Here is a 21,590-nt window from a genome sequence, read left to right as displayed (position 1 = left end):
TAACTAAAATATATTAACACCACGAGGGGGACAAAAATGATATTAAACCCAAGAGACAGATATTTCGCCGAAAAAATTAGAAAAGAAGAAAAAGAAAAATTTATAGAAGAAAAAGAAAAATACGAAGAAAAAATAAAAGAATACAGACAGAAACTAAAAGAATACGAAGAAAAAATAAAAGAGAAAAATATTCAAACAACATAACCAAAAAAACAACAGAAGAAACATGCCGGATTCAAAAAAATTAAAATAAAAAAATTTATTACCATGCACTATAATTTTTAACAAAAAGTTTTTTATACTTCTAATAAATAATGTTTATATAATCTAAATTTTAGGAAAACTATCATGTATTTTATATTTCGTTGCGATTGTGGAAGAGTTTTATATGCTAAAGAAGGCGTTGCCACCAGAAAATGCGTATGTGGTAAAACTTTAAAAGTTAAAGGTCGTAGAATCTTTAAAAAAGTAGAAACAAGAGAAGAAGCCTCTTATGCAGTACAGCAAATGCAAGATGAAATATATGGAAACACTGGTTTCATGAAAGCCAGTGATTTATGATTTAAGGTCTGTTAGAAATGGCTGGCGAAATAATTGAAATAATTATTATATTAGTTTTAATAATACTTACAGGTTACTTATCAATGGCGGAACTTGCTGTTGTGTCGATTAGAAAAGCAAAAATGCAGAAATACTTGGAAGACGGGGACGAAAGAGCCCAAATTGTTTTTGATTTATTGGAAGATCCAAATGAATTCCTATCAACAGTGCAGATTGGAATTTCCCTTATTGGTGTATTAACTGGGGCTTTCGGAGGGGTTACTCTTGCCGAACCGCTTTCAAAGTTAATTTCATTCGTTCCATACAACCAACCAATAAGTGTTGCAATCGTCGTTATCATTACCACTTACCTGACACTGGTTGTCGGAGAAATTGTTCCAAAGGTTATTGCTTTAAACGAACCGGAAAAAGTCTCTCTTAGAGTTGCAAGAAGTATGGTCATTCTTTCCAAAATATCAAAACCTGTCAGTTTTATTCTTGCAAAATCAAGCAGTTTTCTTTTATGGCTGATGAGAATTGAAAACAGGACAGACGACACTGTTACTGAAGAAGAAATTGAACTGATGATTAAGGAAGGAAGAGAAGACGGAACAATCGAACAAGAGGAAGAAGACATCATTAAAAGGGTCTTTAAGCTTGATGACCAGAAAGTCGAATCAATCATGACTCCAAGAAATGAAATTATTTGGATTGACCTGGAAGACCCTAGAGAAGTCAATAAGGTTAAAATCATTGAAAGTAAAAGGTCAATTTTCCCAATAGCTAGTGGAGAGCTGGATGATTTCATTGGTGTTGTTCAGGCAAAGGATATTCTATCCGTAATGTTCACAGATGAGGAATTTGACATCCATAAAATCGTCAAGGAGCCTTTGGTTGTTTCTGAGAATTTGGAAACCCTGGAACTTCTAAAGGAATTTAAAGAAAATCAGGGATATGTCCATATGTCCCTTGTTGTTGATGAATTTGGAAGTGTTGAAGGTTTAATTACCTTAAACGATTTACTTGAAGGAATTGTCGGAGATATTCCGGGCATTGATGAAGACGATGACCCTATAGCTACCCAAAGAGATGACGGAACCTGGTTAATCGACGGAAGATTTGGAATTGACCGGTTTAAAGAACTCTTTGACATTGATGAGACTTTCCCTGATGAGGAGGAAGACGGCTATACAACCCTTGCAGGATTTATTTTAAGCATAAGCGGTACAGTACCTGACGTTAATGACAAATACCAATGGGAAAGATTCTGCTTTGAAATCGTTGATTTGGACGGACATCAGATAGACAAGATTCTTGTCACTGACTTGGGCGAAGATTACAATAAGGATGAAGAAGAGGAAGATTAAATGGATTTCGTTAGTATAGGAATACAATTTGCATTGCTGATTGTCGGTTTTGTCTTATTGATTAAGGGATCAGACTTTTTTGTTGACGGTGCCAGCAGTGTCGCATCACTGTTGAAAATCCCTGCATTAATCGTAGGTCTTACCATTGTCGCTTTCGGTACAAGCGCTCCCGAAGCGGCCGTAAGTATTACATCATCCCTTAGCGGAAGCAATGCATTGGCAGTAAGTAACGTTATCGGAAGTAATCTATTTAACATGATGCTTATTGTAGGTTTATGTGCTCTTTTAAATGAACTTAAAATTGGCCGTGATGTTGTAAATAAGGATTTGCCGTTTTTAGTCGTAATAACCATAATTCTAACTGCAATAATATTGATCGGATGGAACATTTCACAGATTGAAGGTATTATTTTACTTATTATAATCGCAGCTTATATTTCATATCTTGTTTATAATGCCAGAAAATCAAAAGAATCCGAAATTGTTGAAAAACCGAAAATGAGCCTTTTAAGAAGTATTATCTACATTGTTTTAGGTATGGCCGGAATCATAATCGGTGCGGATTTTGTTGTAGACAGTGCATCATATATAGCAATGGCATTCGGAATGAGTGAAACTTTAGTCGGTTTGACCATTGTTGCTATAGGTACCTCTTTACCTGAACTTGTCACTTCACTTACCGCTTTAAAGAAAGATGAAAATCAGATAGTAATAGGAAATGTTATAGGTTCAAACATTTTCAATATTTTATTCGTACTTGGGGCAAGCAGTGCAATAAGTCCAATGATAATCAATCCAAACATGCTAACAGACATCATGTTAATGCTTGGAGTCACAGTATTGTTCTTCATATTCGGTAAAACACAGGACAAATATGATAAAAGAGAAGGAGCAATACTTGTCGGATTATTCATCGCATATATGGCATTTGCAATCCTAAGAAACTAAATCCTTTTTGATTTCACAGGCCTTGCAGATATTTGATGAAGTCGGCTCACCGCAAAGTTCACATTCATTTAAATTAGTGGAAATATCGTTTTCAAAGGTGAGAATCTTTTGAAATGATTCCATGATATTCTTTTTTAAGCCAGGATAGGCATCCTCATTGACATTTAAAAACTCCTTAATTTTAGCTCTTAAAGAGAGATGTGAATAAGGGCATTCATCAAGGTGAATTTCAATATTGTTTAAGATAGCCCACGTTCCCACATCCTTTTCGGGAGTATTCCACAAAGGCTTGATTCTTGGAACGAGTTTCGGATGAATAACGTCAAGTTCCGGACCGAATTTGGAGAATTTAATAGTGTCACCACGAGCAAAACTCATTAAAAAAGACTGGATTTCATCATCAAGATTGTGTCCTGTAGCAATTTTGGATGCTCCCACTTCATAAGCAGTTTTATTTAATATATTTCTTCTAAAAACACCGCAGGGAATGCATGCGCTTTTAAATTCCTGATAAATATCATCCAGAGCAAAACCTTCATCTTCAAGAAATGATTTTTGAATCAGTTCAATTCCCAGTTCACGAGCGTTATTAACGGCAGCGTCAATTCCATGAGCCCTATATCCTTTAATGCCTTCATCTACACTGATAGCTACCAGATCAAAATCCAGAAATTCCTGATATCCCTTTAAAGCGTGCAATGTCAAAACACTGTCCTTTCCGCCGGACAATGCAACGGCTATAAGCTCATTTTCCTTAATTAACTTATGTTCACTTATTAAATTATTGATTCTTGTAAAAATCATCTCATTATATTCATTTACATCAAGTTTTGCCATATCAAATGATTTATAATTAAATTAATAAATAATTTTTTGGTGTATGACATATCAGGTTAAGTTTTTTAACATATCAAAAAGTAATTTTGACAAAAAAAGTATATTAAAAGTCAATAATGACTTTTAAGCTAATTTTTCAGAAGCCTTTTTAACGGCTTCAATGACTAAATCCAAATCATCATCGGTTAATGATGGGTGGACAGGCAGTGAAATAACACCGTTTGCTGCAGTTTCAGCATTCGGACAGCTGCCGGTGAATCCTAATTTTTGATAAATAGGCTGATTGTACAATGGTACCGGGTAGTGAACACCAGTGCCTATTCCTTCTTCAGTTAAAACGTCAATCCAGTCATCACGGCTGCCTTTTTCAACACGGATGGTGTATTGGTGATATACATGTGTTGAGCCTTCTCTTGCATAAGGAGTAATTACTCCGTCAACGTCAGCCAAACCGTCATTTAAGTATGAAGCATTCTCCGCCCTTTTCTTATTGAATTCATCGATTACATTCAATTGTGCAAGACCAATTGCTGCTGAAATGTCAGTCATTCTGAAGTTATATCCAATGTCATCATGATGATACTTCACACGGGATCCGTGAGCCCTGAAAATATGGGCTTCCCCAACAAGCTCTTCGTTACTGGTAGTAATCATACCTCCTTCGGAAGTGGTCATGTTTTTGGTCGGATAGAAACTGAAACAGGCCATATCCCCTAAACTGCCAACTTTTTTTCCGTTGAAAGTGGATCCGTGAGCCTGGGCGGCATCCTCGATTACAATCAAATCATTATCTTCAGCAATGTCACAAATCGCACCCATGTCAGCGGACTGACCATATAACTGCACAGGCATTATTGCTTTTGTATTCTCTGTTATTAATGATTCAATGCATTCGGGATCCAATGTATAAGTTTTTAAATCGATGTCTGCAAAGACCGGCTTTGCTCCGGTATAAACAATTGAATTTCCACTTGCAATGAAAGTGAATGGAGTTGTAATGACCTCATCTCCGGCACCTATTCCTGCCGAAAGCAATGCAACATGCAATGCCGCAGTACCGGAGTTTGTTGCAACACCATAATCTGCATCAACCCATGATGCAAATTCCTTTTCAAATTCTGAAACTTTTGGTCCTTGAGCAATCATTCCAGATTTCAAAACCTCAACTACATTATCTATTTCTTCTTGTCCAATAATCGGTTTTGCTATGGGAACTTTAATATCTGACACAATATCACCTTTTCAAACTATACTAATATTTAAATTTAATAATATTTAAAATAATAGTAAGTACTAATTAAAAGTGATTATTTTGGATGATTATAAACTTAAAACAATTGAAGAAGGATTAACAAAAATAGAATTCCCCGAATATGAAAAAGTTTCATCAGACGCTCCGGTCTTTTATAATCCACACATGGAACTGAACAGGGACATCTCAATTTTGGCTCTTCAGACATATCAAAAGGAACAGGACCGGGAAATTAACATCTGCGATCTGTTTGGAGGAAGCGGCATAAGGGGAGTGCGCTATAAAAACGAAATTGACGGAGTCGGACACGTATCAATAAATGACATAAGCGAACTGGCCAATGAATTTGAAAGGCATAATGTTGAGCTGAACGGTCTTGAAGACATTTCAATCCACAATCATGACGCAAGCATATTCTTAAGGCAGAACCGTGGAGAGTTTGATGTGATTGATATCGATCCGTTTGGAACCCCTTCACCGTTTTTGGACTCTGCCGGATACTGTGCGAGAAGAGAATCCCTTCTGTGCGTAACCGCAACGGATACATCAGCACTATGCGGAACCTATAAGGAGCCATGCATACGCAAATACAATGCAAAACCATATAAAAGCGAATACTGCCATGAAACGGGAATAAGAATTCTTGCAGGTTTTTGCGCACTGACATTATCCAAATATGCAAAATGCATTGAGGTATTAATGTCACACAGTACTGAACATTATATGAGATTATACCTGAAAGTTAAAAAAGGTTCCAAAAGAAGTGACGAATCCCTGAAAAATATCGGTTATATCAGCCACTGCAAAGAATGTCTATACCGAGAATTTAACAAAGGACTGGCTACACCGATTCCAGATATATGTCCCGAATGTGGTGAAAAACTAATTCAGGCAGGACCGTTATGGCTTGGAGAAATCCAAAATAGAGAATTTATTTCCAAAATGATTGAAGAGTCAGAAAACAAGAAATTAAACAGTGAAAAACAGCTGCTGAAACTGTTGAATGCATGCTTGACTGAAGCCGATAGTCCTGCCACATTTTACGATGTACACTCCATATGTCGTTCATTAAAGATTAGCGCACCAAAATTGGACTTGATTTTTGATGAAATTAGAAATAAAGGATTTGAAGCTGAAAAAACCCATTTTACTCCTACCGGAATTAAGACAAATGCACCGATAAATGATGTAAAAAATATATTCATAAGATTAAATGAATAAATGAAAAGTGTTCTTATCTCTAAACATGTACATAAAAAAGCATCAATAAAAACAAACGTTCGGATATATAATAAATAAAACTAAAAAAATAATAGTATAATATGGATACAAGATATGTTTTAATTGAAAAAAATATAATACATTCTAAAAAAGATACAAAATGTTTAAATAATTTATAATACATATTTGTATTAAGGATTAACTTCATAAGGAGGAAAAAATAAATGGTGAAGGAAAAAGATAATATAGTTAAACTAGATGATACAGACGTAAAAATATTAAAAATCATCAATAAAGATGTTAGAACATCTTACAGACAAATATCCAGAGACTTAGATGTATCTGTTGGAACTATCCACAACCGTATCGATAAAATGGTTAAAACTGGAGTTATCAAAAAATTCTCACCTGTTATCGATCACGAAAAATTAGGATTTGTTCTTACAACAATCATCGGAGTTAGAGTCAAAGGGGGAAAACTCAAAAACTGGGAAGAAAAAACATTCTTCAATAAAAATGTTGTTGGAATATACGACGTTACTGGAGAATATGATGCATTTTTAATTGCTAAGTTTAGAAATACGAATGAGTTAAACTCATTTATTAAAGAATTACTAAAAGACCCAATTATTGAAAGAACATACACACAAACCGTTCTTGACGTAATTAAAGAAGATATGGGTTCTTCTAATATTTTATAATACGGTAGTTATCTACTGTATACTTATTTTTATTTTATTGCCTAAAATTACATATCAAAAAATTGCTTTTTTTACTACCTATTTAAATATCTTAAAAACAATAGGTATATTATTAAAAATTAATTAGAGGTTATGAAATTGGCAATTTGTTTACCTGATACTCAAGATGATGCGCCAAATATTCCTATTAAATTAACTAGAGTAGGAGTAACCGGTGTTAAAAAACTCTTGCAACTGGAAAGACCAAATAAAAGGCCTATTATTCTATTACCAACATTTGACGCATTTGTGGATTTACCAAATAATCAGAAAGGAGTCCACATGTCAAGAAATCCTGAAGCTATCAGTGAAGTATTGGAAACTGTATCTCAGGACAATACCGTTGGTGTAGAATCATTATGTGCTCGGATTGTTGAAAAGATGATGGACAAACACGAATATGCCAGACGTGTTGAAATTTCCATGACAACTGACTATATGTTCATGCATGAGTCTCCTGTAACCAAACATCAAACTCAGGAGATGGCAAACCTTAAAGCAAAAGCTGTTGGTTTGAGAGATGAAGAAGGAAACGTGGAAATCAGAAAAAGTATAGGGGCAGAATTAATTGGAATGACCGTTTGTCCATGTGCACAGGAATCCGTGAGAGAATCCGATAAAATCAAATTATTAGAATTCTTAGATGAAGAAACTACACAAAAAGTGATTGATACCGTTACATTTGCATCCCACAACCAAAGAGGTGTTGGGACATTATTAATTGAAGTTCCAGAAGGATGGGAAGTGAAAGGAGAAGATATAATTGACATTATAGAAAAATCAATGTCCTCACCGGTATGCGAACTTCTCAAAAGACCTGATGAAAATGCGACTGTAATGAACGCACACAGAAATCCTGTTTTCGTTGAAGATTGTGTTAGAAACATGATGGAAATGATTGCAGAAAAATACTCAGATTTACCTGATGACACATTAATTACTTCACGTCAAGAAAATCAAGAAAGTATTCACAGACACAACGCATTTGCAGAAAAAGTAACTACAATGGGCGAATTAAAATCAGAATTAAACTTATAAGGACTTGATGTAATGCAAAAGAAATATGAAATAGCAGGAAGTGTTATGGGCTTTTTTGATTCATTCAAAGGATCCCGTCCAGCTATTGACAATGATAAGATATTGATTGTCAGAAGCCGTACAAGAAAAATCATTCCTATAAATGAACTTGAAGATAAAGTCTTGGAAATTGGAGAGGAGCTCGGCGGTGTTGAAGTACCTGCAACCTCCAGTAAAATAGAAGACATCTTAAAATCAGGCGATAAGCACATTAAAGAAACTGAATTGACCACCGACCCTATTGATGGAAAAGGTTTCATTAGAGTTAAAGAAGAACTGGAATCAATGGGACTTGTAGTGGCCTATAAAGTCTTTGAACTTCCAAGTTTTGATGTGATTATTGCAATCTGGGAAGACAAAAACGAACTTCCACCATTATACGTTGAAGTTACAGTTTCTCAAAAAGAAGATTAAAAAATGACAAAATATTCAAAAGAAGATATTCTTTCAGTATTGGGCGCGAAAGGTTCAGATATAATAAAAAACATGTCTGAAACTACACAATATAGAAAGAATAATCTTATTACTTATTCTAAAAACGTTTTTATTCCACTGACTGAAATCTGCAGAAACGATTGCGGATATTGCAATTTTAAAAAAGACCCTTCAGACAGCGAAGCCATCATTTTAAAAACCAAAGAAGAAGTTTTGAATGAGTTAAAAATCGCTGAAAAACAGGGGTGTAAGGAAGCTCTTTTTACTTTTGGTGAAGATGCAGATGAAGAAGAGGCAGTTTTAAAAAGATTGAATGAATTCGGCTATGATAATATGGTCGATTATGTTGTTGACATCTGTCAGATGACACTTGATGAAACCGCCCTGCTTCCACATACAAACGGAGGCAATTTTTCATACGATGCATTGAAAAAGCTTAAGGAAGTTAACGTGTCAATGGGAATGATGCTTGAAAATTCATCAAAAAGACTGATGGAATTGCCTGCACATAAAAAAAGTCCAGGTAAAGATCCTGAATTGAGACTTGAAAGCATTTCAAATGCAGGAAAATTAAAAATCCCATATACTACAGGAATATTGATAGGCATTGGCGAGACACATGAAGAAATTGTTGATTCCCTTTTTGACATTCGTGAAATCTATGATAAATACGGACACATTCAGGAAATCATCATACAGAACTTTACCTCAACGCCTGAAATCGAAATGAAGGATTCCCCGGAGCCTAGCCTTTTGGACATGATCCGTACAGTGACTGCTGCAACATTATTGTTCGGCGATACTGATGTAAGCATTCAGGTTCCTCCGAATTTAAACTATGATACTGCACAGGTCTTTTTATTGTGCGGAGCCGATGACTGGGGCGGAGTTTCACCTGTAAGTCATGACTATGTAAATCCGACATCCCCGTGGCCGACAATAGACACGTTAAATGATTTGACCCGGGACAGCGGTTTTGAGCTGGTTGAAAGATTATGCATTTATGAAAAGTACATTAATGATGAATGGTTAAACGAGACTCTTTTAGAAAAGTCCCTTAATCTATTAAAGCATCTATAACAACATGCTCTACGCCGGGAGCATATTTTTTAATTTTATTTATTTTCAATAATTCAACATCCCTATCCCCTGCAGCCTGCCTTATTCGAGAAATCGGTCTTTCACCAATAAGTTTTTCGGGAACGGTTTCATGATAATGAATTATTCCTCCGGAGTTCAAGCTGTTAACGGCGGCTTTCAAATAATGATGAGTTGTTTTAACGTAACCCATCAAAATCCTGTCTGCTTTAAAATTTGGTGCTTCAACAAGACAGTCCCCCAAAACGGGAGTGATATTGTCGCATTTGTTTAGTTTTATATTTTCACATAAATAATGATATGAATTTGGATTGATTTCAATTGAGATTACCTCACGGGCATTCGAATGAACTCCTATAGGGATGGAAAAATAGCCGATTCCAGCAAACATGTCCATGACAGTCTCGCCATCACCAACCAGCTTCGCTATTCTTAAACGTTCATTAACGTTACCCTTTGACCACATCACCTTTGACAAATCCAGTTTAAACAGGCATTTGTTCTCCTTATTTATGGTTTCAGTTTCCTCACCATATAAAAGCCTGTAAACAGGTTCTCTTTTTGTTCCCTGAATATGGTCAATCAGCATTATCGTTTTAACGTTATGTTTTTTAGCTAAATTATCCAAATCTCCAGTATTATCATTTAAAATTAAGATATCTCCAATTTTTTTATATTTCATTACAAAAATATATGGATTGAATTATATTTAAAAATTGCCTTAAAATCAAAATATTAAAAATATAAAGAAAACTTTATATACTTAGAATCATTAATAATTAATTGTTAGTTTAAACTGACATATTGATTCTGATTTTAAATAAAATTAAATAATATTTTATTAATGATAACCTAAAAGTGTTGAAATAATATTTTAAATACTTATAGAGGTGTTTTTAAATGGATGACAAAATTTTAGAAGGTACAACAACAGTAGGTATTACCTGTAAAGATGGCGTTGTATTTGCAAGCGAAAGAAGAGCTAGTATGGGTAACTTAGTAGCTCACAAAGTCGCAGAAAAAATATTTAAAATTGATGATCACATAGTAACAACCATAGCGGGTTCAGTTGGAGATGCACAAAGTCTCATGAAAATAATTGAAGCAGAAGTTTCCTTATATCAAATGAGAAACAACGATGCTATCAGCGTTAAAGCTGCCGCATCATTAACTGCAAACATTTTACGTTCAGGACCTATGTATGTTCAAACATTACTCGGCGGTATGGATGGAGACAAACCTTCCTTATACTCACTTGACCCGGCTGGCGGTATGATTGAAGATACTTATATCTCAACTGGATCTGGTTCCATCGTAGCATACGGTGTTTTAGAAGACAGATACAGTGATGACCTTACAACTGACGAAGGAATTGAAATAGCCATAAGAGCTATAAGAGCTGCTGCTGAACGTGACACATATTCTGGAAACGGATATTTAGTCGCTAAAGTAGATAAAGACGGCTTTGAAATGTTAGATAATGAAAAAATTAATGATATTCTAGAGAAAATTTAAGCGATAACTGATTTTTCATAAACTAACTATTTTTTTATATAATAGGTGTACATAGTTTGTGAAGTTTAACTGATTATAGCTGAAAGCTTTTCACAGACTATTATATTACACTAAACTTTTTTTGAAGGGATTATATGACTTCAGATATTTTAGAGGATATTAAAAAAGAGATTTTATCTAAATTACCGAAAGATACACAGGTTACAAAAGTTGAATTTGAAGGACCTGAAGTGGTGGTTTATACTAAAAATCCACAAGTTATTACTGAAAACGGTGATTTGGTAAGATCACTAGCAAAAGAGCTTAGAAAAAGAATTATTATTAGATCTGACAAAAGTGCATTACTTGAACAGGAAGAAACAATCAATAAAATTCATGAAATTGTTCCAGACGGTGCAGAAATTACTGACATTTACTTTGATACAGTAACCGGAGAAGTTGTAATTACTGCCAAAAAACCGGGACTTGTTATCGGTAAATACGGAGCAACTTCAAGAAATATTGTTAAAAATACCGGTTGGGCACCTAAAATATTGAGAACCCCACCGATCAGTTCAGATGTTATTGGAAAAATTAGAACTACTTTAAAAAACAGTAGTAAAGACAGAAAAAAATTATTACAAAGACTTGGACGTCAAATTCACCAGGGAAGTAAATACCCGAATGACTGGGCTAGAGTAACTTCCATGGGGGGATTCAAAGAAGTAGGACGTTCATCCATGCTTTTACAAACACCAAACAGTCGTGTTTTATTGGATTGCGGTGTTAATGTGGCAGCACCAGATAACAAAACTGCATTTCCTTACTTGACCGCTCCGGAATTTTCAATTGAAGAATTGGATGCAGTTATTATTTCTCACGCTCACTTAGATCACTGTGGATTTGTACCATACCTTTATCATTACGGATATGAAGGACCGGTTTACTGTACAACTCCAACCAGAGATTTAACTACATTATTACAATTGGATCATATTGATATTGCTCAAAGAGAAGGTAATCCCTTACCTTTCAGCGTGAAAGATATTCACAAGGCAATTAAAAATACTCTCACCCTTGATTACGGTGAAGTAACTGACATATCTCCAGATATCAGATTGACCCTGCACAATGCAGGACACATCTTAGGTTCAGCAATTTCACACATGCACATTGGAGACGGTGCATACAACCTTGTTTACACTGGAGACTTCAAATATGAACCATCAAGATTACTTGAACCTGCAACCATAAGATTCCCACGTGCCGAAACAGTAATTATGGAAAGTACTTACGGAGGTAAGGAAGACGTGCAGCCATCAAGAAATTCCGCTGAAAAAGAAATGATGAAAACCATCTATAAAACTTTAAAACGTGGCGGAAAAGTATTGGTTCCTGTATTTGCTGTGGGAAGGGCACAGGAACTTATGGTAGTGCTTGAAGAGTACATGAGACACGGAATGATTGATGAAGTACCAATTTACATTGACGGTATGATTTGGGAAGCTACTGCAATCCACACAGCAAGACCTGAATACCTAAGTAAAGATTTAAGAGATCAAATATTCCACATGGGTAGAAATCCATTTGTCTCAGACATGTTTGAAAAAGTTCAAAACTACAATCAGAGAAAAGACATTGTCGAAAGTCCGCAGCCTGCAATCATTCTCTCAACTTCAGGTATGTTAACCGGAGGTAATTCAGTGGAATACTTCAAATGGTTATGTGAAGATGAAAGAAACACATTGATATTTGTAGGTTATCAGTCTGAAGGATCACTCGGTAGAAGAATCCAGAAAGGAAGAAAAGAAGTGCCTCTTGAAGATGACGACGGAAGAACCAAAGAATTCCACGTTAATATGGAGACTAAAACCATTCATGGATTCAGTGGTCACTCCAACAGAAGACAATTAATGGAATATGTCAAAAGACTTAATCCAAGACCTGAAAAGGTCATTACCTGTCACGGAGACCCTAAAAAAGCAGTCGACTTAGCTTCATCAATCCATAGAAGTTATAAGATTGAAACAAGGACTCCGATTAATTTAGATTGTGTTAGAATTCATTAAAAAAAATTATATACTAATCGATACAAATATTTAAATGATATAAATTGATTTTCAATAAAAAAATGCAATTGGTGAATATATGGTTACTTATTCAGAATCCGGTGTTGACATAGATTTAGAAGCAAAAACTGTTTCAGAAATTGCTGCTAAACTTCAATCAACATTAGAATGTAGAGATATTATTACCGATAGCGGCCATTATGCTGCATTGGTCAAATTAGGTGATAAAGCTATTGCAATGAGTACCGACGGTGTCGGAAGTAAAATTTTAATAGCTGAAATGATGAACAAATACGATACTGTTGGAATTGACTGTATTGCAATGGTTGTAAACGATATTTTATGTGTCGGTGCCGAACCGATAGCATTAGTTGATTATCTTGCTGTTGAAAAACCGGACCCTCAAAGAGCAGCTGAAATTGCAGAAGGTCTTGTTAAAGGAGCAAATGAATCCAAAATAGCAATCATTGGTGGAGAAACCGCTTCACTTCCAGGAATCATTAAAGACTTTGATCTGGCAGGTACAGGTATCGGATTTGTAGATATCGACAAAATAATTACCGGTGAAAATATCCAACCTGGAAACGTTTTAATCGGTATTAACAGTAACGGTATCCATTCAAACGGTTACAGTCTGGCTAGAAAAGCATTGTTTGATGATGCAGGATTAAGCGTTGACGATAAAATGCCTAATGGTGAAACTACTGTCGGTGAAGAATTAATAAGACCAACTGAATTATATGTTAAACCTATTGTAGCATTATTCGAAAAAGAGTATGAAATTAATGGATTGGCTCATATTACCGGTGGAGGATTTACAAACCTCAGACGTTTGAAAAAAGGAGTAGGCTATGAAATTACAGACCTTCCTGAAACACCGGAAATATTCAAATTAATCTATGAACAGAATGTAGACATCAAAGAAATGTACAAAGTATTCAACATGGGAATTGGTTTTGTCGTAATAGCTGATGAAGCTGAAGCGGCAAAAATAATGGATACTTTAAAAGAATACTGTGAATGTCAAATAATTGGAAAAGTAACTGACGATGAAAAAATTGTTGTCAAAGCATTTGAAGGCTCAACAATAGAATACTGAGAGGGATATAATGAAGATAATGAAAGACAGTGAAATGACATTAGTAAAGGAAATACTAAAGAAATTGGGAGCAAGTGAAGAAGACTGTCAATTAGTTGCGGAAGCTACAATTGATGCAGACTTGAAAGGATTTACATCACACGGACTCGGAAGATTCCCACAATATTTAATAAGCATTAAAGCAGGAACAATCAACCTGGAAGACAATATTACCATAGAAAAAGAAACACCTGCTATCGCATTAATTAACGGTAACAGTGGATTTGGACAGGCAGTATCCTACAAAGCAATGCAGCTTGCAATTAAAAAAGCAAAAGAAGTAGGTATCGGCTGTGTTGGAGTTCACAATACAAATCACTTTGGAGTAACTGGATTTTATTCTGATTTAGCATTAAGAGAAAACGTTATTGGAATGGTTATTGCAAATACTGACCCTGCAATTGCACCGTTAGGCGGAAAAGATGCATTAATCGGTACCAACCCAATAGCTATCGGTATTCCTTCAGAAACTTACATCACTGTTGACATGGCAACATCAGTTACTGCACGTGGAAAAATCATTGAATCAAAAAGAAAAGGCTTGGATTTACCTGAAGGCTGGGCATTGGATAAGGACGGAAACCCGACAACTGACCCTGATGCTGCACTTGACGGAGGATCAATTTTACCGTTCGGCGGATTTAAAGGATATGCTCTTGCATTAATGGTTGAAATATTAACCGGACCATTAGTACAGGCAGGATATGGTATGGGTGTTACCGGAACCGCTTCACCAGAAAAAGACTGTACTAAAGGAGATTTATACTTAGCTATTGATCCATCCAAATTTGGAGATTTCGGAGACTTTGTAGCAAATACCGAAGACTTTGTATCACAAGTAAGAGCAACAGGTGAAACTGTTGCAATTCCAGGTGATTTGGAAGTTAAAAGGATCGCTGAAGCAGAAGAAAACGGAATTGAAATCGATGCTAAATTATACGAACAGTTAAAAGGAATCTGTGACGATTTAGATATTGATTTAGATTCATACCTTGAAGAATAGATAATATGTTTGAAAACAGAAGCAGAGGAAGGGCTTTAGCCAAAAGAACTTCCTATGTTTATATTATTTTTGCAATCTTATTAACAGCAGTTGCTTTAATGCTGAATTCTGAAATGGGTGCTCTTGCACTGGCTCAAAGAGGTGCTGATTTAACCACATTATTCTTCGGAATAATATTATATGTTATTTTTGCAGCAGTTATCTATCTGCTTTCAACCAAATATGAAAATGATGAAATTTTATGGAAATTATACATTGTTATCGCTATATTAAATTTCATAGTCATCGGATTCAGCATAATACTAATCGTATTATCCCTTTTACTTATCGTTGCCGGAGACGATATCAGAAAAGAATTGCAATAATTATTTTTTTAATTGATATATCCACCATTTACCATTTTTTCATAACCAAATTTAAATAACCTTATTAATAGAAATAATTATTACCAAATTATTAAATTAGATGAAATTATGAAAAGAAAGATATTAATGATAGGACTGCTTTTATTAGTAGTTTGTGTTTCAATCAGTGCTGTAAGTGCTGACTTTAATTTTAGCTTTTCTTCAAGTGAAAGCAGCAATTCCAATGGGGATTCAATAAAATTTGACAATGGTAAATTAGTAATCCAAGGTATTGAATTTGCAATTCCTGACGGATACAAAGAAGTAGATAATGCAAAAGTTTTAGGCAATGACAGTAAAATATACAACGGTTTCAAAGAATCTTCAGACACCTTCGCTAAAGGTAATGACAAAATTATTGTAAAAGTTTCATACAGTGATACAACTGGAGGAGAATACACTCCATCCAATAATACTGTAGAAAAAACACTCAATAATCAAACTGGATGGTTTGCTCAAGATAATACTGGTGCATTCTTTATATTCATCAAAGATAAAAAAATTGTTGAAATAGATGCTCCTGATGAACAAACCATTGCTTCAATAATCAAATAGAATATTTGTATAACTTACAAATATTCCCCTTTTATTTTTTAAAATTAGATTTTTAATGATTTTCTTTTGTAGAATATTATAGAAAGACCTAAAACCAAAACAATAATCGCAACATCAACCATTAACTCGAATTGAGAGGCATTTGAAAATAACTCAATTATTCCAATCCCCCATATTATTATCAAAAATATAGGGAGAATGTATTTAATTACTGCTGTCCAAATTGATCCCACTTTAATTCTTGATTTTTCGTTTAAAACAGGAACGACCTTTTCAGCACCATAATACCACCCAAATATAATGCATTGAACTGCAATTAAAAGTAAAATACCGAATTTGTTAATAAAACCGTCAACAACACCGACAAGATAACTACTTATTCCACAGGTAAACAAAAGAGAGCATAAACAGCCAATAATGCTTAAAATAGTTGCAAGTTTTTTACGGCTCATGTTAGTTTTTGATGAAATCGAACCAATAATCGGCTCGAAGAATGCAAATGCTGAACTTATTCCCGCAAATAATACTGCCAAAAAGAACAGCGGTGCTAAAATACGCCCAAGAATTCCCATTATACTAAAAATCATTGGAAATACAACAAATATCAGCCCAGTACCTTCACTAACCAATTGGACCAGAGGCGTTCCGGCAGTTGCAGACATATAACCAAGTATTGAAAATACTCCAAATGCAGTAAATATTTCAAAACTTGAGTTTGACAGAACAACAAAGAATACATTATCCGTTAAATTTTCATTATCCGGCAAATAAGTTGCATAAGTAAGAGCTAAGGCCTCACCTATCCCAAGTGAGAATATAATCTGTGAAAAAGCAACAATCCACAGGTTTACATCAAATAAAAGATTCCAGTTTGGATTGATTAATGCATTTATTCCTATGCTTGCACCAGGCAACATCAATGCAAAAACAACAATAATTGCCATTATTACAAAAACGGCAGGTATTAAAATCTTTGAAGCCAACCCTATTCCCTTATCAATTGACCTGTGGGATATGAACCACAGTATAAACCATGAAACAATAACACCTCCGGCAACAGGAATGAAAAAATTACCTATTTTGGATAGATTTTCACCACCACCAACATTCTGTACAAAATAAGCTGCAGGATCACTTCCCCAGCCAAAGGATAAACTTTGAACCAGATAAATCAAATCCCAACTGATAATAACCATGTAATAAATCAGCACTATCGATATTGAAAAAATAAGTATCCATGCTACGAATTCAAATTTGGGATTAATCGATTTAAAAATTTCAGTAAAGGATTTTTTAAATGAAAAACCAATACCATATTCCAAAATTAAAAATGGAATCCCCATAATAGCTATTGCAAAAAAGTATGGGATAAAAAATGCTCCCCCACCATTGGAGTAGACTATATAGCTGAATCTCCAGATGTTTCCAAGACCTATTGCAACACCAATCATTGCAAAGATAAATGTAAGGGTCGAATCCCACTGTGCATACTCACTCATAATATAATGATTTGTTTGATTGCCTATTTAATGATTATATTGGTGTTATTCAAAGCTATTAAAAATTGCTGAATTAAGATGGAATATACTACTCCCATTATTCAAATATGAAACATAATCATCAACCTTAATCATCAACCAACCGACTTTTTTTATTTTTAATTAAAATCGTTTAAATCATAAAAGAAGTAATTTAAAGAATTTAAAAAAATTAATCATCAACCAAAAAATATGTTAATCATCAACTAACAAATATCAAATTTTGCGTTTGCAAATTGCAAACACCATTTGATATTAATAACATCATCATTGTAATGTTATTTTTTAACATATTTTGCATAGAACCCATCAGTATCTGCATAAATAGCTTTAAATCCATATTTTTCAGATTCTTTCATTGCATGCTTAATATATTGCCTTCCCCAGGAAGTAATAGCTTTTGCACATTCAAATGAATACCACCTGAAGCGAGGAAATCCATAAATACCATACATTGTATTTGCCAGACGTTTAATGGCCTGCTGCTGTACATCAAGGGACTTTCTCTCTGTCGGGTCTTCACAAGCTTTCATTTCCCTTTTGATTCTGAAACGTTCCTGTAAAATCTTATCAATAACTGAAGGAATGAACCCTTGAGGAGTCTTTTTAAACTTTAATTCATGTTCAGGTGCAAAATTATAATCGTCAGGATTATCTACATCGCCATCCACCAGAACGTCAGGAGAAATGTTTTTGGAAATGATAATACTAGGATACAGACTCCTGAAATCGAACTGAACCAGGTTTTCATGAAGTCCCTTATCGGGCTCAAGTACGAATCCCCCTTCGTTATCTTCCGCATTTGCACGGTCTGTAAAATTTGACCCCTGTTTATTAGGTACAACTTCACCATCAAAGTATGCCTGTTTTACTAAAAACCATTCTGCCTGCTGACCTGTTGCCATACGGCTTACGTCAAATAAAGGCTGACCTATTATACGGGTCAATTCCAGGTTAAGAGGCAAGGTCTGTTCTGCAATTTTTAAAGTGGATATAACATCATCAAGTGAATAATCAAAGAGATTATCCAATTCTTCACCGCCATTGTCCCAGAATTCCCAGATTCTGTCTCCCGGAACGTCAATTTTTTCCTCACCGAAGAGTTCATAATAGACCCTTTCAAGAGTATATCTTTCCAAAGTCATGTATCTTCTCATGACAAGATACAAATCAACGTGAATTAATCCTTTCATTGATGCAGCATTGGTAAATCCTCTTTTAATAAAGCGGATATCTGATCCGTCCATTCCCAAGTCCAAATCAACGCCGTGAATCTTTGCACGGTCAATCAGGTATGGAAAATCAAAATTGTCTGAGTTGTATCCCACAATGATATCAACATTATTTTCCTTAATGATATCTGCAAATGTCTGTATCATGTCTTTTTCAGTTGCTACCTGGTTTACAAAATCATCACGGTCAGCAGAATTGGTTTTTGTTGAAATTACTTCATTTATTCCAAAGTTACTTGCAACCCCAATCATGATTATCTCATCATCCTGTGAGTCGGGCATTCCATGAGGATTTCTGACTTCCAAATCGAAACTGAGTATTCTAAAGTCATTTACATTGTCATCAATTCTTTCAAGAGGCTTGTCAAGCTTGATGATTTCAACATCATGGGTTTTGCTGTCAAGAGCTGAAAATGAATCTATTTTTTCACCGGATGCCCTTACCTTGGTCATAGGTATTACATCCCTGTCCATCAGGTATCTTCTATAGAATGGAATATCGAATTCCCTTATCTGCAATACACTGTCCAAATCCCTTATTTCATCCCTGTGTTTGGACAGCTCCTGAGGGTGCGTGAATGTTAATTTGATGAATGTTTTTTCAATCTGGAAATCTTTTTTAGTTACTTTTTCGATTTCCACATCCTCCAGCAATTCATCCAAATCTTTCATACATTCATCAGGTTTATTGCTGTAAACGTAAAGGTATGGCGTAAATGAATCGTCTATCAAAACGACATTTTTATCACCGTCTTTTGAAAATAAACGTATTACCGGCTTATCTTCATAGGATATATAGTCAATATCTAAAATAACAACATCTTTTTCCATTATTCAGACTCCTTTAATTCCTTTCTAAAACTATCCAGAACCGCATAGGTAATACCCAATATCAACGGCCCTATAATGAAACCAACGATACCGTAAACCAAAGGTCCGGATAAAAATCCAACGAGCAGTATCAGCGGATGAATATCTGCATGATGTGAGGATATTGCGGGTCTGATATACATATCCACCAGACTTAAGAAAAATCCAAACAAGAGAACAACAATCACCCTTGGATAATTACCGTTCAATGCATCCATAATAGCCAATGCCCAGTAAATTGGCCATGGCCCGAATATTGGAATCAACTGTAGAATTCCGGTTATTACACCCAGAAATATACCATAAGGATAACCCAGTAATGAATAGCCTATAGCACCGAATATTCCGATTATTACGGAAGTTAAAAAGTGACCATAGAAAATGCTTTTTAAAACATCCTCCACAGATTCAACTGTTCTGTCAAAAAAGTCGAGGTGTTCATCGGGAATGAAGGATTTGACAAAATTAATGCAATTTTCCCCATCCTTAACAAAGTAATAGACAGAACAGACCAATATGAACAAGTCCAGAGTAATATTTGCAATAGACCCTACTTTTCCAGCCAGATAGGATAATACATATTTTCCGGCACTTTGAATAGTCGGGACAATATTGTTTCCATCGAAAAATGGATTTTGCGGGACATATGTGGATAATTGAGACAATGTATAGTTAATGTCCAAATTAGGGTTTGCAGCAAAAAAGTCCGTTAAAACTCCAGATATCACAAATACAATATACGCTATCAGAAGTATTAACGGTATTAAAACCAATATCATCGAAATCAATATGGAAATAGATTGGAATCTCAGTTTAGACTGGATTTTTAAAGCAACAGGCCTTATACCATAAGCCAAGATTGCCCCAAGTATTATCATGTTCAAAACAGGAAATATGAACATTAATGAAATTGCCAAAAGAAATAATATTAACATTACTGGAGGCGTAATATACTCTTTTAAATCTTTTTCCATATAAATCACTAGCTAATATTTAACACCAGATGCGTCACGTCTGTATTTTCCAAATTCGTCTATTAATTTAATCTGTTCATTGTCGAAAACCGGCCCTTCGACACATATTCTCCAGCCGGTATTGTCTACACAGCACTGTCCGCAGACTCCCAGTGCGCATTTCATATATCTTTCAAGAGAATAATCTGCAGGTATGTTGGCATCTTCAAGGATATCGAATATTCCTATCATCATTATCTCAGGCCCGCAGACAAATGCATAATCGTAAGTCGATTCTTCAAGTAAACTGCTAAGACAATTTGAGGCGTAACCTTCAAATCCGTATGACCCGTCATCGGTACATGGATGGAGGTTAACATCAAGATTTTCAAACTTCTCCAAAAATAGGAGTTCGTCCTTTGTGGTTGCGGCAAGCAAAACATCAACTTCATTATTTTCAATTAATTTATGGGTTAATGCGGTTACCGGAGCCATACCTACTCCTCCGCCAATAACAAGCAATTTTTTATCTTTAAAGTCTGTTTTAAATCCATTACCGTAACTGCCTCTAACACCAATCATGTCTCCGACTTCAAGTTCATGGAGCTTTGAGGTAAAGTCTCCAATATTTTTAACGGTGATTGACAATTCCCCATCACCAATATTTGAAATGGACATAGGTTTTTCATCAGTCACGTTCCAAACCATTAAAAATTCACCAGGATTGGCCTCAATGTCTGTATCAAATTTAAAAGTTTTGATTGTAGGAGTCTCATCAATGATTTCCTTGATTGTGACTGCTTCAGGAGCTCTAATCAT

Annotated in this window: 22 protein-coding genes; 15 read left to right on the top strand and 7 right to left on the bottom strand. The window is 35.0% G+C overall.

What is annotated here, in order from left to right:
* The first annotated feature begins 36 nt into the window (after positions 1 to 36).
* The 4 genes from ACKI44_RS10945 (at position 37) to ACKI44_RS10930 (ending at position 2,855) form a co-directional block, all read left to right on the top strand.
* Positions 37 to 204, top strand: a complete 168-nt coding sequence (locus tag ACKI44_RS10945; RefSeq protein WP_407424311.1) for a hypothetical protein — start codon at positions 37 to 39, stop codon at positions 202 to 204.
* A 144-nt stretch (positions 205 to 348) separates the two neighbouring features.
* Positions 349 to 561: a DUF1922 domain-containing protein gene (locus tag ACKI44_RS10940; protein ID WP_303737240.1), complete on the top strand. Its 213-nt coding sequence runs from the start codon at positions 349 to 351 to the stop codon at positions 559 to 561.
* Positions 562 to 578: 17 nt separating this feature from the next.
* Positions 579 to 1,907, top strand: a complete 1,329-nt coding sequence (locus tag ACKI44_RS10935) for a hemolysin family protein (protein WP_407424309.1) — start codon at positions 579 to 581, stop codon at positions 1,905 to 1,907.
* Positions 1,908 to 2,855 (top strand): calcium/sodium antiporter, encoded by a 948-nt coding sequence (locus ACKI44_RS10930; protein WP_407424307.1) that lies wholly within the window; start codon positions 1,908 to 1,910, stop codon positions 2,853 to 2,855.
* Here ACKI44_RS10930 and ACKI44_RS10925 read toward each other — a convergent pair.
* Positions 2,844 to 3,692 (bottom strand): TIGR00269 family protein, encoded by an 849-nt coding sequence (locus ACKI44_RS10925; RefSeq protein ID WP_407424305.1) that lies wholly within the window; start codon positions 3,690 to 3,692, stop codon positions 2,844 to 2,846. The genes ACKI44_RS10930 and ACKI44_RS10925 overlap by 12 nt on opposite strands.
* 123 nt (positions 3,693 to 3,815) lie before the next feature.
* Entirely contained in the window at positions 3,816 to 4,922 is a 1,107-nt protein-coding gene (locus tag ACKI44_RS10920; RefSeq protein WP_407424303.1) for a DegT/DnrJ/EryC1/StrS family aminotransferase, read from the bottom strand.
* A gap of 82 nt (positions 4,923 to 5,004) precedes the next feature.
* Between ACKI44_RS10920 and ACKI44_RS10915 the strand changes: the two genes are divergently transcribed.
* The 5 genes from ACKI44_RS10915 (at position 5,005) to cofG (ending at position 9,497) form a co-directional block, all read left to right on the top strand.
* Positions 5,005 to 6,165, top strand: coding sequence for a tRNA (guanine(10)-N(2))-dimethyltransferase (locus tag ACKI44_RS10915; protein ID WP_407424301.1), 1,161 nt, complete (start codon positions 5,005 to 5,007; stop codon positions 6,163 to 6,165).
* A gap of 224 nt (positions 6,166 to 6,389) precedes the next feature.
* On the top strand, positions 6,390 to 6,866 hold the full coding sequence (locus ACKI44_RS10910; protein ID WP_407424299.1) for an Lrp/AsnC family transcriptional regulator: 477 nt from the start codon (positions 6,390 to 6,392) through the stop codon (positions 6,864 to 6,866).
* Positions 6,867 to 7,004: 138 nt separating this feature from the next.
* Positions 7,005 to 7,943 carry a GTP cyclohydrolase MptA gene (gene mptA, locus ACKI44_RS10905; RefSeq protein WP_407424297.1) on the top strand — a complete coding sequence of 313 codons (939 nt, stop codon included), beginning with the start codon at positions 7,005 to 7,007 and terminating at the stop codon, positions 7,941 to 7,943.
* A gap of 12 nt (positions 7,944 to 7,955) precedes the next feature.
* Positions 7,956 to 8,396, top strand: coding sequence for a DUF2120 family protein (locus tag ACKI44_RS10900; RefSeq protein ID WP_407424295.1), 441 nt, complete (start codon positions 7,956 to 7,958; stop codon positions 8,394 to 8,396).
* A gap of 3 nt (positions 8,397 to 8,399) precedes the next feature.
* Positions 8,400 to 9,497, top strand: a complete 1,098-nt coding sequence (gene cofG / locus ACKI44_RS10895) for a 7,8-didemethyl-8-hydroxy-5-deazariboflavin synthase subunit CofG (protein ID WP_407424293.1) — start codon at positions 8,400 to 8,402, stop codon at positions 9,495 to 9,497.
* On the opposite strand, the gene ACKI44_RS10890 is transcribed toward cofG, so the two are convergent.
* Entirely contained in the window at positions 9,475 to 10,197 is a 723-nt protein-coding gene (locus tag ACKI44_RS10890) for a class I SAM-dependent methyltransferase (protein ID WP_407424291.1), read from the bottom strand. The genes cofG and ACKI44_RS10890 overlap by 23 nt on opposite strands.
* 218 nt (positions 10,198 to 10,415) lie before the next feature.
* Here ACKI44_RS10890 and psmB point away from each other — a divergent pair, with 218 nt between their 5' ends.
* The 6 genes from psmB to ACKI44_RS10860 all read left to right on the top strand — a co-directional run bounded on the left by psmB (position 10,416) and on the right by ACKI44_RS10860 (position 16,178).
* Complete coding sequence (psmB, locus tag ACKI44_RS10885; protein ID WP_407424289.1) at positions 10,416 to 11,030, top strand: archaeal proteasome endopeptidase complex subunit beta; 615 nt, start codon at positions 10,416 to 10,418, stop codon at positions 11,028 to 11,030.
* A 134-nt stretch (positions 11,031 to 11,164) separates the two neighbouring features.
* Positions 11,165 to 13,078, top strand: a complete 1,914-nt coding sequence (locus ACKI44_RS10880) for a beta-CASP ribonuclease aCPSF1 (RefSeq protein ID WP_407424287.1) — start codon at positions 11,165 to 11,167, stop codon at positions 13,076 to 13,078.
* A 79-nt stretch (positions 13,079 to 13,157) separates the two neighbouring features.
* Positions 13,158 to 14,177, top strand: coding sequence for a phosphoribosylformylglycinamidine cyclo-ligase (gene purM, locus ACKI44_RS10875; protein ID WP_407424285.1), 1,020 nt, complete (start codon positions 13,158 to 13,160; stop codon positions 14,175 to 14,177).
* A gap of 10 nt (positions 14,178 to 14,187) precedes the next feature.
* Positions 14,188 to 15,219, top strand: coding sequence for an L-sulfolactate dehydrogenase (comC, locus tag ACKI44_RS10870; protein ID WP_407424283.1), 1,032 nt, complete (start codon positions 14,188 to 14,190; stop codon positions 15,217 to 15,219).
* A gap of 5 nt (positions 15,220 to 15,224) precedes the next feature.
* Positions 15,225 to 15,584 carry a hypothetical protein gene (locus ACKI44_RS10865; RefSeq protein WP_407424281.1) on the top strand — a complete coding sequence of 120 codons (360 nt, stop codon included), beginning with the start codon at positions 15,225 to 15,227 and terminating at the stop codon, positions 15,582 to 15,584.
* A gap of 108 nt (positions 15,585 to 15,692) precedes the next feature.
* Positions 15,693 to 16,178 (top strand): hypothetical protein, encoded by a 486-nt coding sequence (locus ACKI44_RS10860; RefSeq protein WP_407424279.1) that lies wholly within the window; start codon positions 15,693 to 15,695, stop codon positions 16,176 to 16,178.
* A 44-nt stretch (positions 16,179 to 16,222) separates the two neighbouring features.
* Here the strand turns inward: ACKI44_RS10860 and ACKI44_RS10855 are convergent, their stop codons facing one another.
* The 4 genes from ACKI44_RS10855 to ACKI44_RS10840 form a co-directional block, all read right to left on the bottom strand.
* Positions 16,223 to 17,677 carry a sodium-dependent transporter gene (locus tag ACKI44_RS10855; RefSeq protein ID WP_407424277.1) on the bottom strand — a complete coding sequence of 485 codons (1,455 nt, stop codon included), beginning with the start codon at positions 17,675 to 17,677 and terminating at the stop codon, positions 16,223 to 16,225.
* A gap of 317 nt (positions 17,678 to 17,994) precedes the next feature.
* Positions 17,995 to 19,779, bottom strand: a complete 1,785-nt coding sequence (locus ACKI44_RS10850; RefSeq protein WP_407424275.1) for a DNA polymerase domain-containing protein — start codon at positions 19,777 to 19,779, stop codon at positions 17,995 to 17,997.
* Positions 19,779 to 20,792: an AI-2E family transporter gene (locus tag ACKI44_RS10845; RefSeq protein ID WP_407424273.1), complete on the bottom strand. Its 1,014-nt coding sequence runs from the start codon at positions 20,790 to 20,792 to the stop codon at positions 19,779 to 19,781. Before ACKI44_RS10845 ends, ACKI44_RS10850 begins: the two co-directional genes overlap by 1 nt.
* A gap of 12 nt (positions 20,793 to 20,804) precedes the next feature.
* Entirely contained in the window at positions 20,805 to 21,590 is a 786-nt protein-coding gene (locus ACKI44_RS10840) for a dihydroorotate dehydrogenase electron transfer subunit (protein WP_407424271.1), read from the bottom strand.

The sequence above is a fragment of the Methanobrevibacter sp. genome (genome assembly GCF_045646205.1).
Lineage (GTDB): Archaea > Methanobacteriota > Methanobacteria > Methanobacteriales > Methanobacteriaceae > Methanocatella.
This window is presented reverse-complemented; position numbering and strand designations above follow the sequence as displayed.

Excerpts from the sequence above, each read along its gene's own strand:
- ACKI44_RS10900 (WP_407424295.1), top strand. The coding sequence starts at position 7,956 with ATGCAAAAGAAATATGAAATAGCAGGAAGTGTTATGGGCTTTTTTGAT.
- ACKI44_RS10910 (WP_407424299.1), top strand. The coding sequence starts at position 6,390 with ATGGTGAAGGAAAAAGATAATATAGTTAAACTAGATGATACAGACGTA.
- ACKI44_RS10860 (WP_407424279.1), top strand. The coding sequence starts at position 15,693 with ATGAAAAGAAAGATATTAATGATAGGACTGCTTTTATTAGTAGTTTGT.
- ACKI44_RS10845 (WP_407424273.1), bottom strand. The coding sequence starts at position 20,792 with ATGGAAAAAGATTTAAAAGAGTATATTACGCCTCCAGTAATGTTAATA.
- cofG (WP_407424293.1), top strand. The coding sequence starts at position 8,400 with ATGACAAAATATTCAAAAGAAGATATTCTTTCAGTATTGGGCGCGAAA.
- psmB (WP_407424289.1), top strand. The coding sequence starts at position 10,416 with ATGGATGACAAAATTTTAGAAGGTACAACAACAGTAGGTATTACCTGT.
- ACKI44_RS10865 (WP_407424281.1), top strand. The coding sequence starts at position 15,225 with ATGTTTGAAAACAGAAGCAGAGGAAGGGCTTTAGCCAAAAGAACTTCC.
- ACKI44_RS10935 (WP_407424309.1), top strand. The coding sequence starts at position 579 with ATGGCTGGCGAAATAATTGAAATAATTATTATATTAGTTTTAATAATA.
- ACKI44_RS10855 (WP_407424277.1), bottom strand. The coding sequence starts at position 17,677 with ATGAGTGAGTATGCACAGTGGGATTCGACCCTTACATTTATCTTTGCA.
- ACKI44_RS10925 (WP_407424305.1), bottom strand. The coding sequence starts at position 3,692 with ATGGCAAAACTTGATGTAAATGAATATAATGAGATGATTTTTACAAGA.
- ACKI44_RS10840 (WP_407424271.1), bottom strand. The coding sequence starts at position 21,590 with ATGATTAGAGCTCCTGAAGCAGTCACAATCAAGGAAATCATTGATGAG.
- ACKI44_RS10850 (WP_407424275.1), bottom strand. The coding sequence starts at position 19,779 with ATGGAAAAAGATGTTGTTATTTTAGATATTGACTATATATCCTATGAA.
- comC (WP_407424283.1), top strand. The coding sequence starts at position 14,188 with ATGAAGATAATGAAAGACAGTGAAATGACATTAGTAAAGGAAATACTA.
- ACKI44_RS10880 (WP_407424287.1), top strand. The coding sequence starts at position 11,165 with ATGACTTCAGATATTTTAGAGGATATTAAAAAAGAGATTTTATCTAAA.
- ACKI44_RS10930 (WP_407424307.1), top strand. The coding sequence starts at position 1,908 with ATGGATTTCGTTAGTATAGGAATACAATTTGCATTGCTGATTGTCGGT.
- ACKI44_RS10940 (WP_303737240.1), top strand. The coding sequence starts at position 349 with ATGTATTTTATATTTCGTTGCGATTGTGGAAGAGTTTTATATGCTAAA.
- ACKI44_RS10945 (WP_407424311.1), top strand. The coding sequence starts at position 37 with ATGATATTAAACCCAAGAGACAGATATTTCGCCGAAAAAATTAGAAAA.
- purM (WP_407424285.1), top strand. The coding sequence starts at position 13,158 with ATGGTTACTTATTCAGAATCCGGTGTTGACATAGATTTAGAAGCAAAA.
- ACKI44_RS10890 (WP_407424291.1), bottom strand. The coding sequence starts at position 10,197 with ATGAAATATAAAAAAATTGGAGATATCTTAATTTTAAATGATAATACT.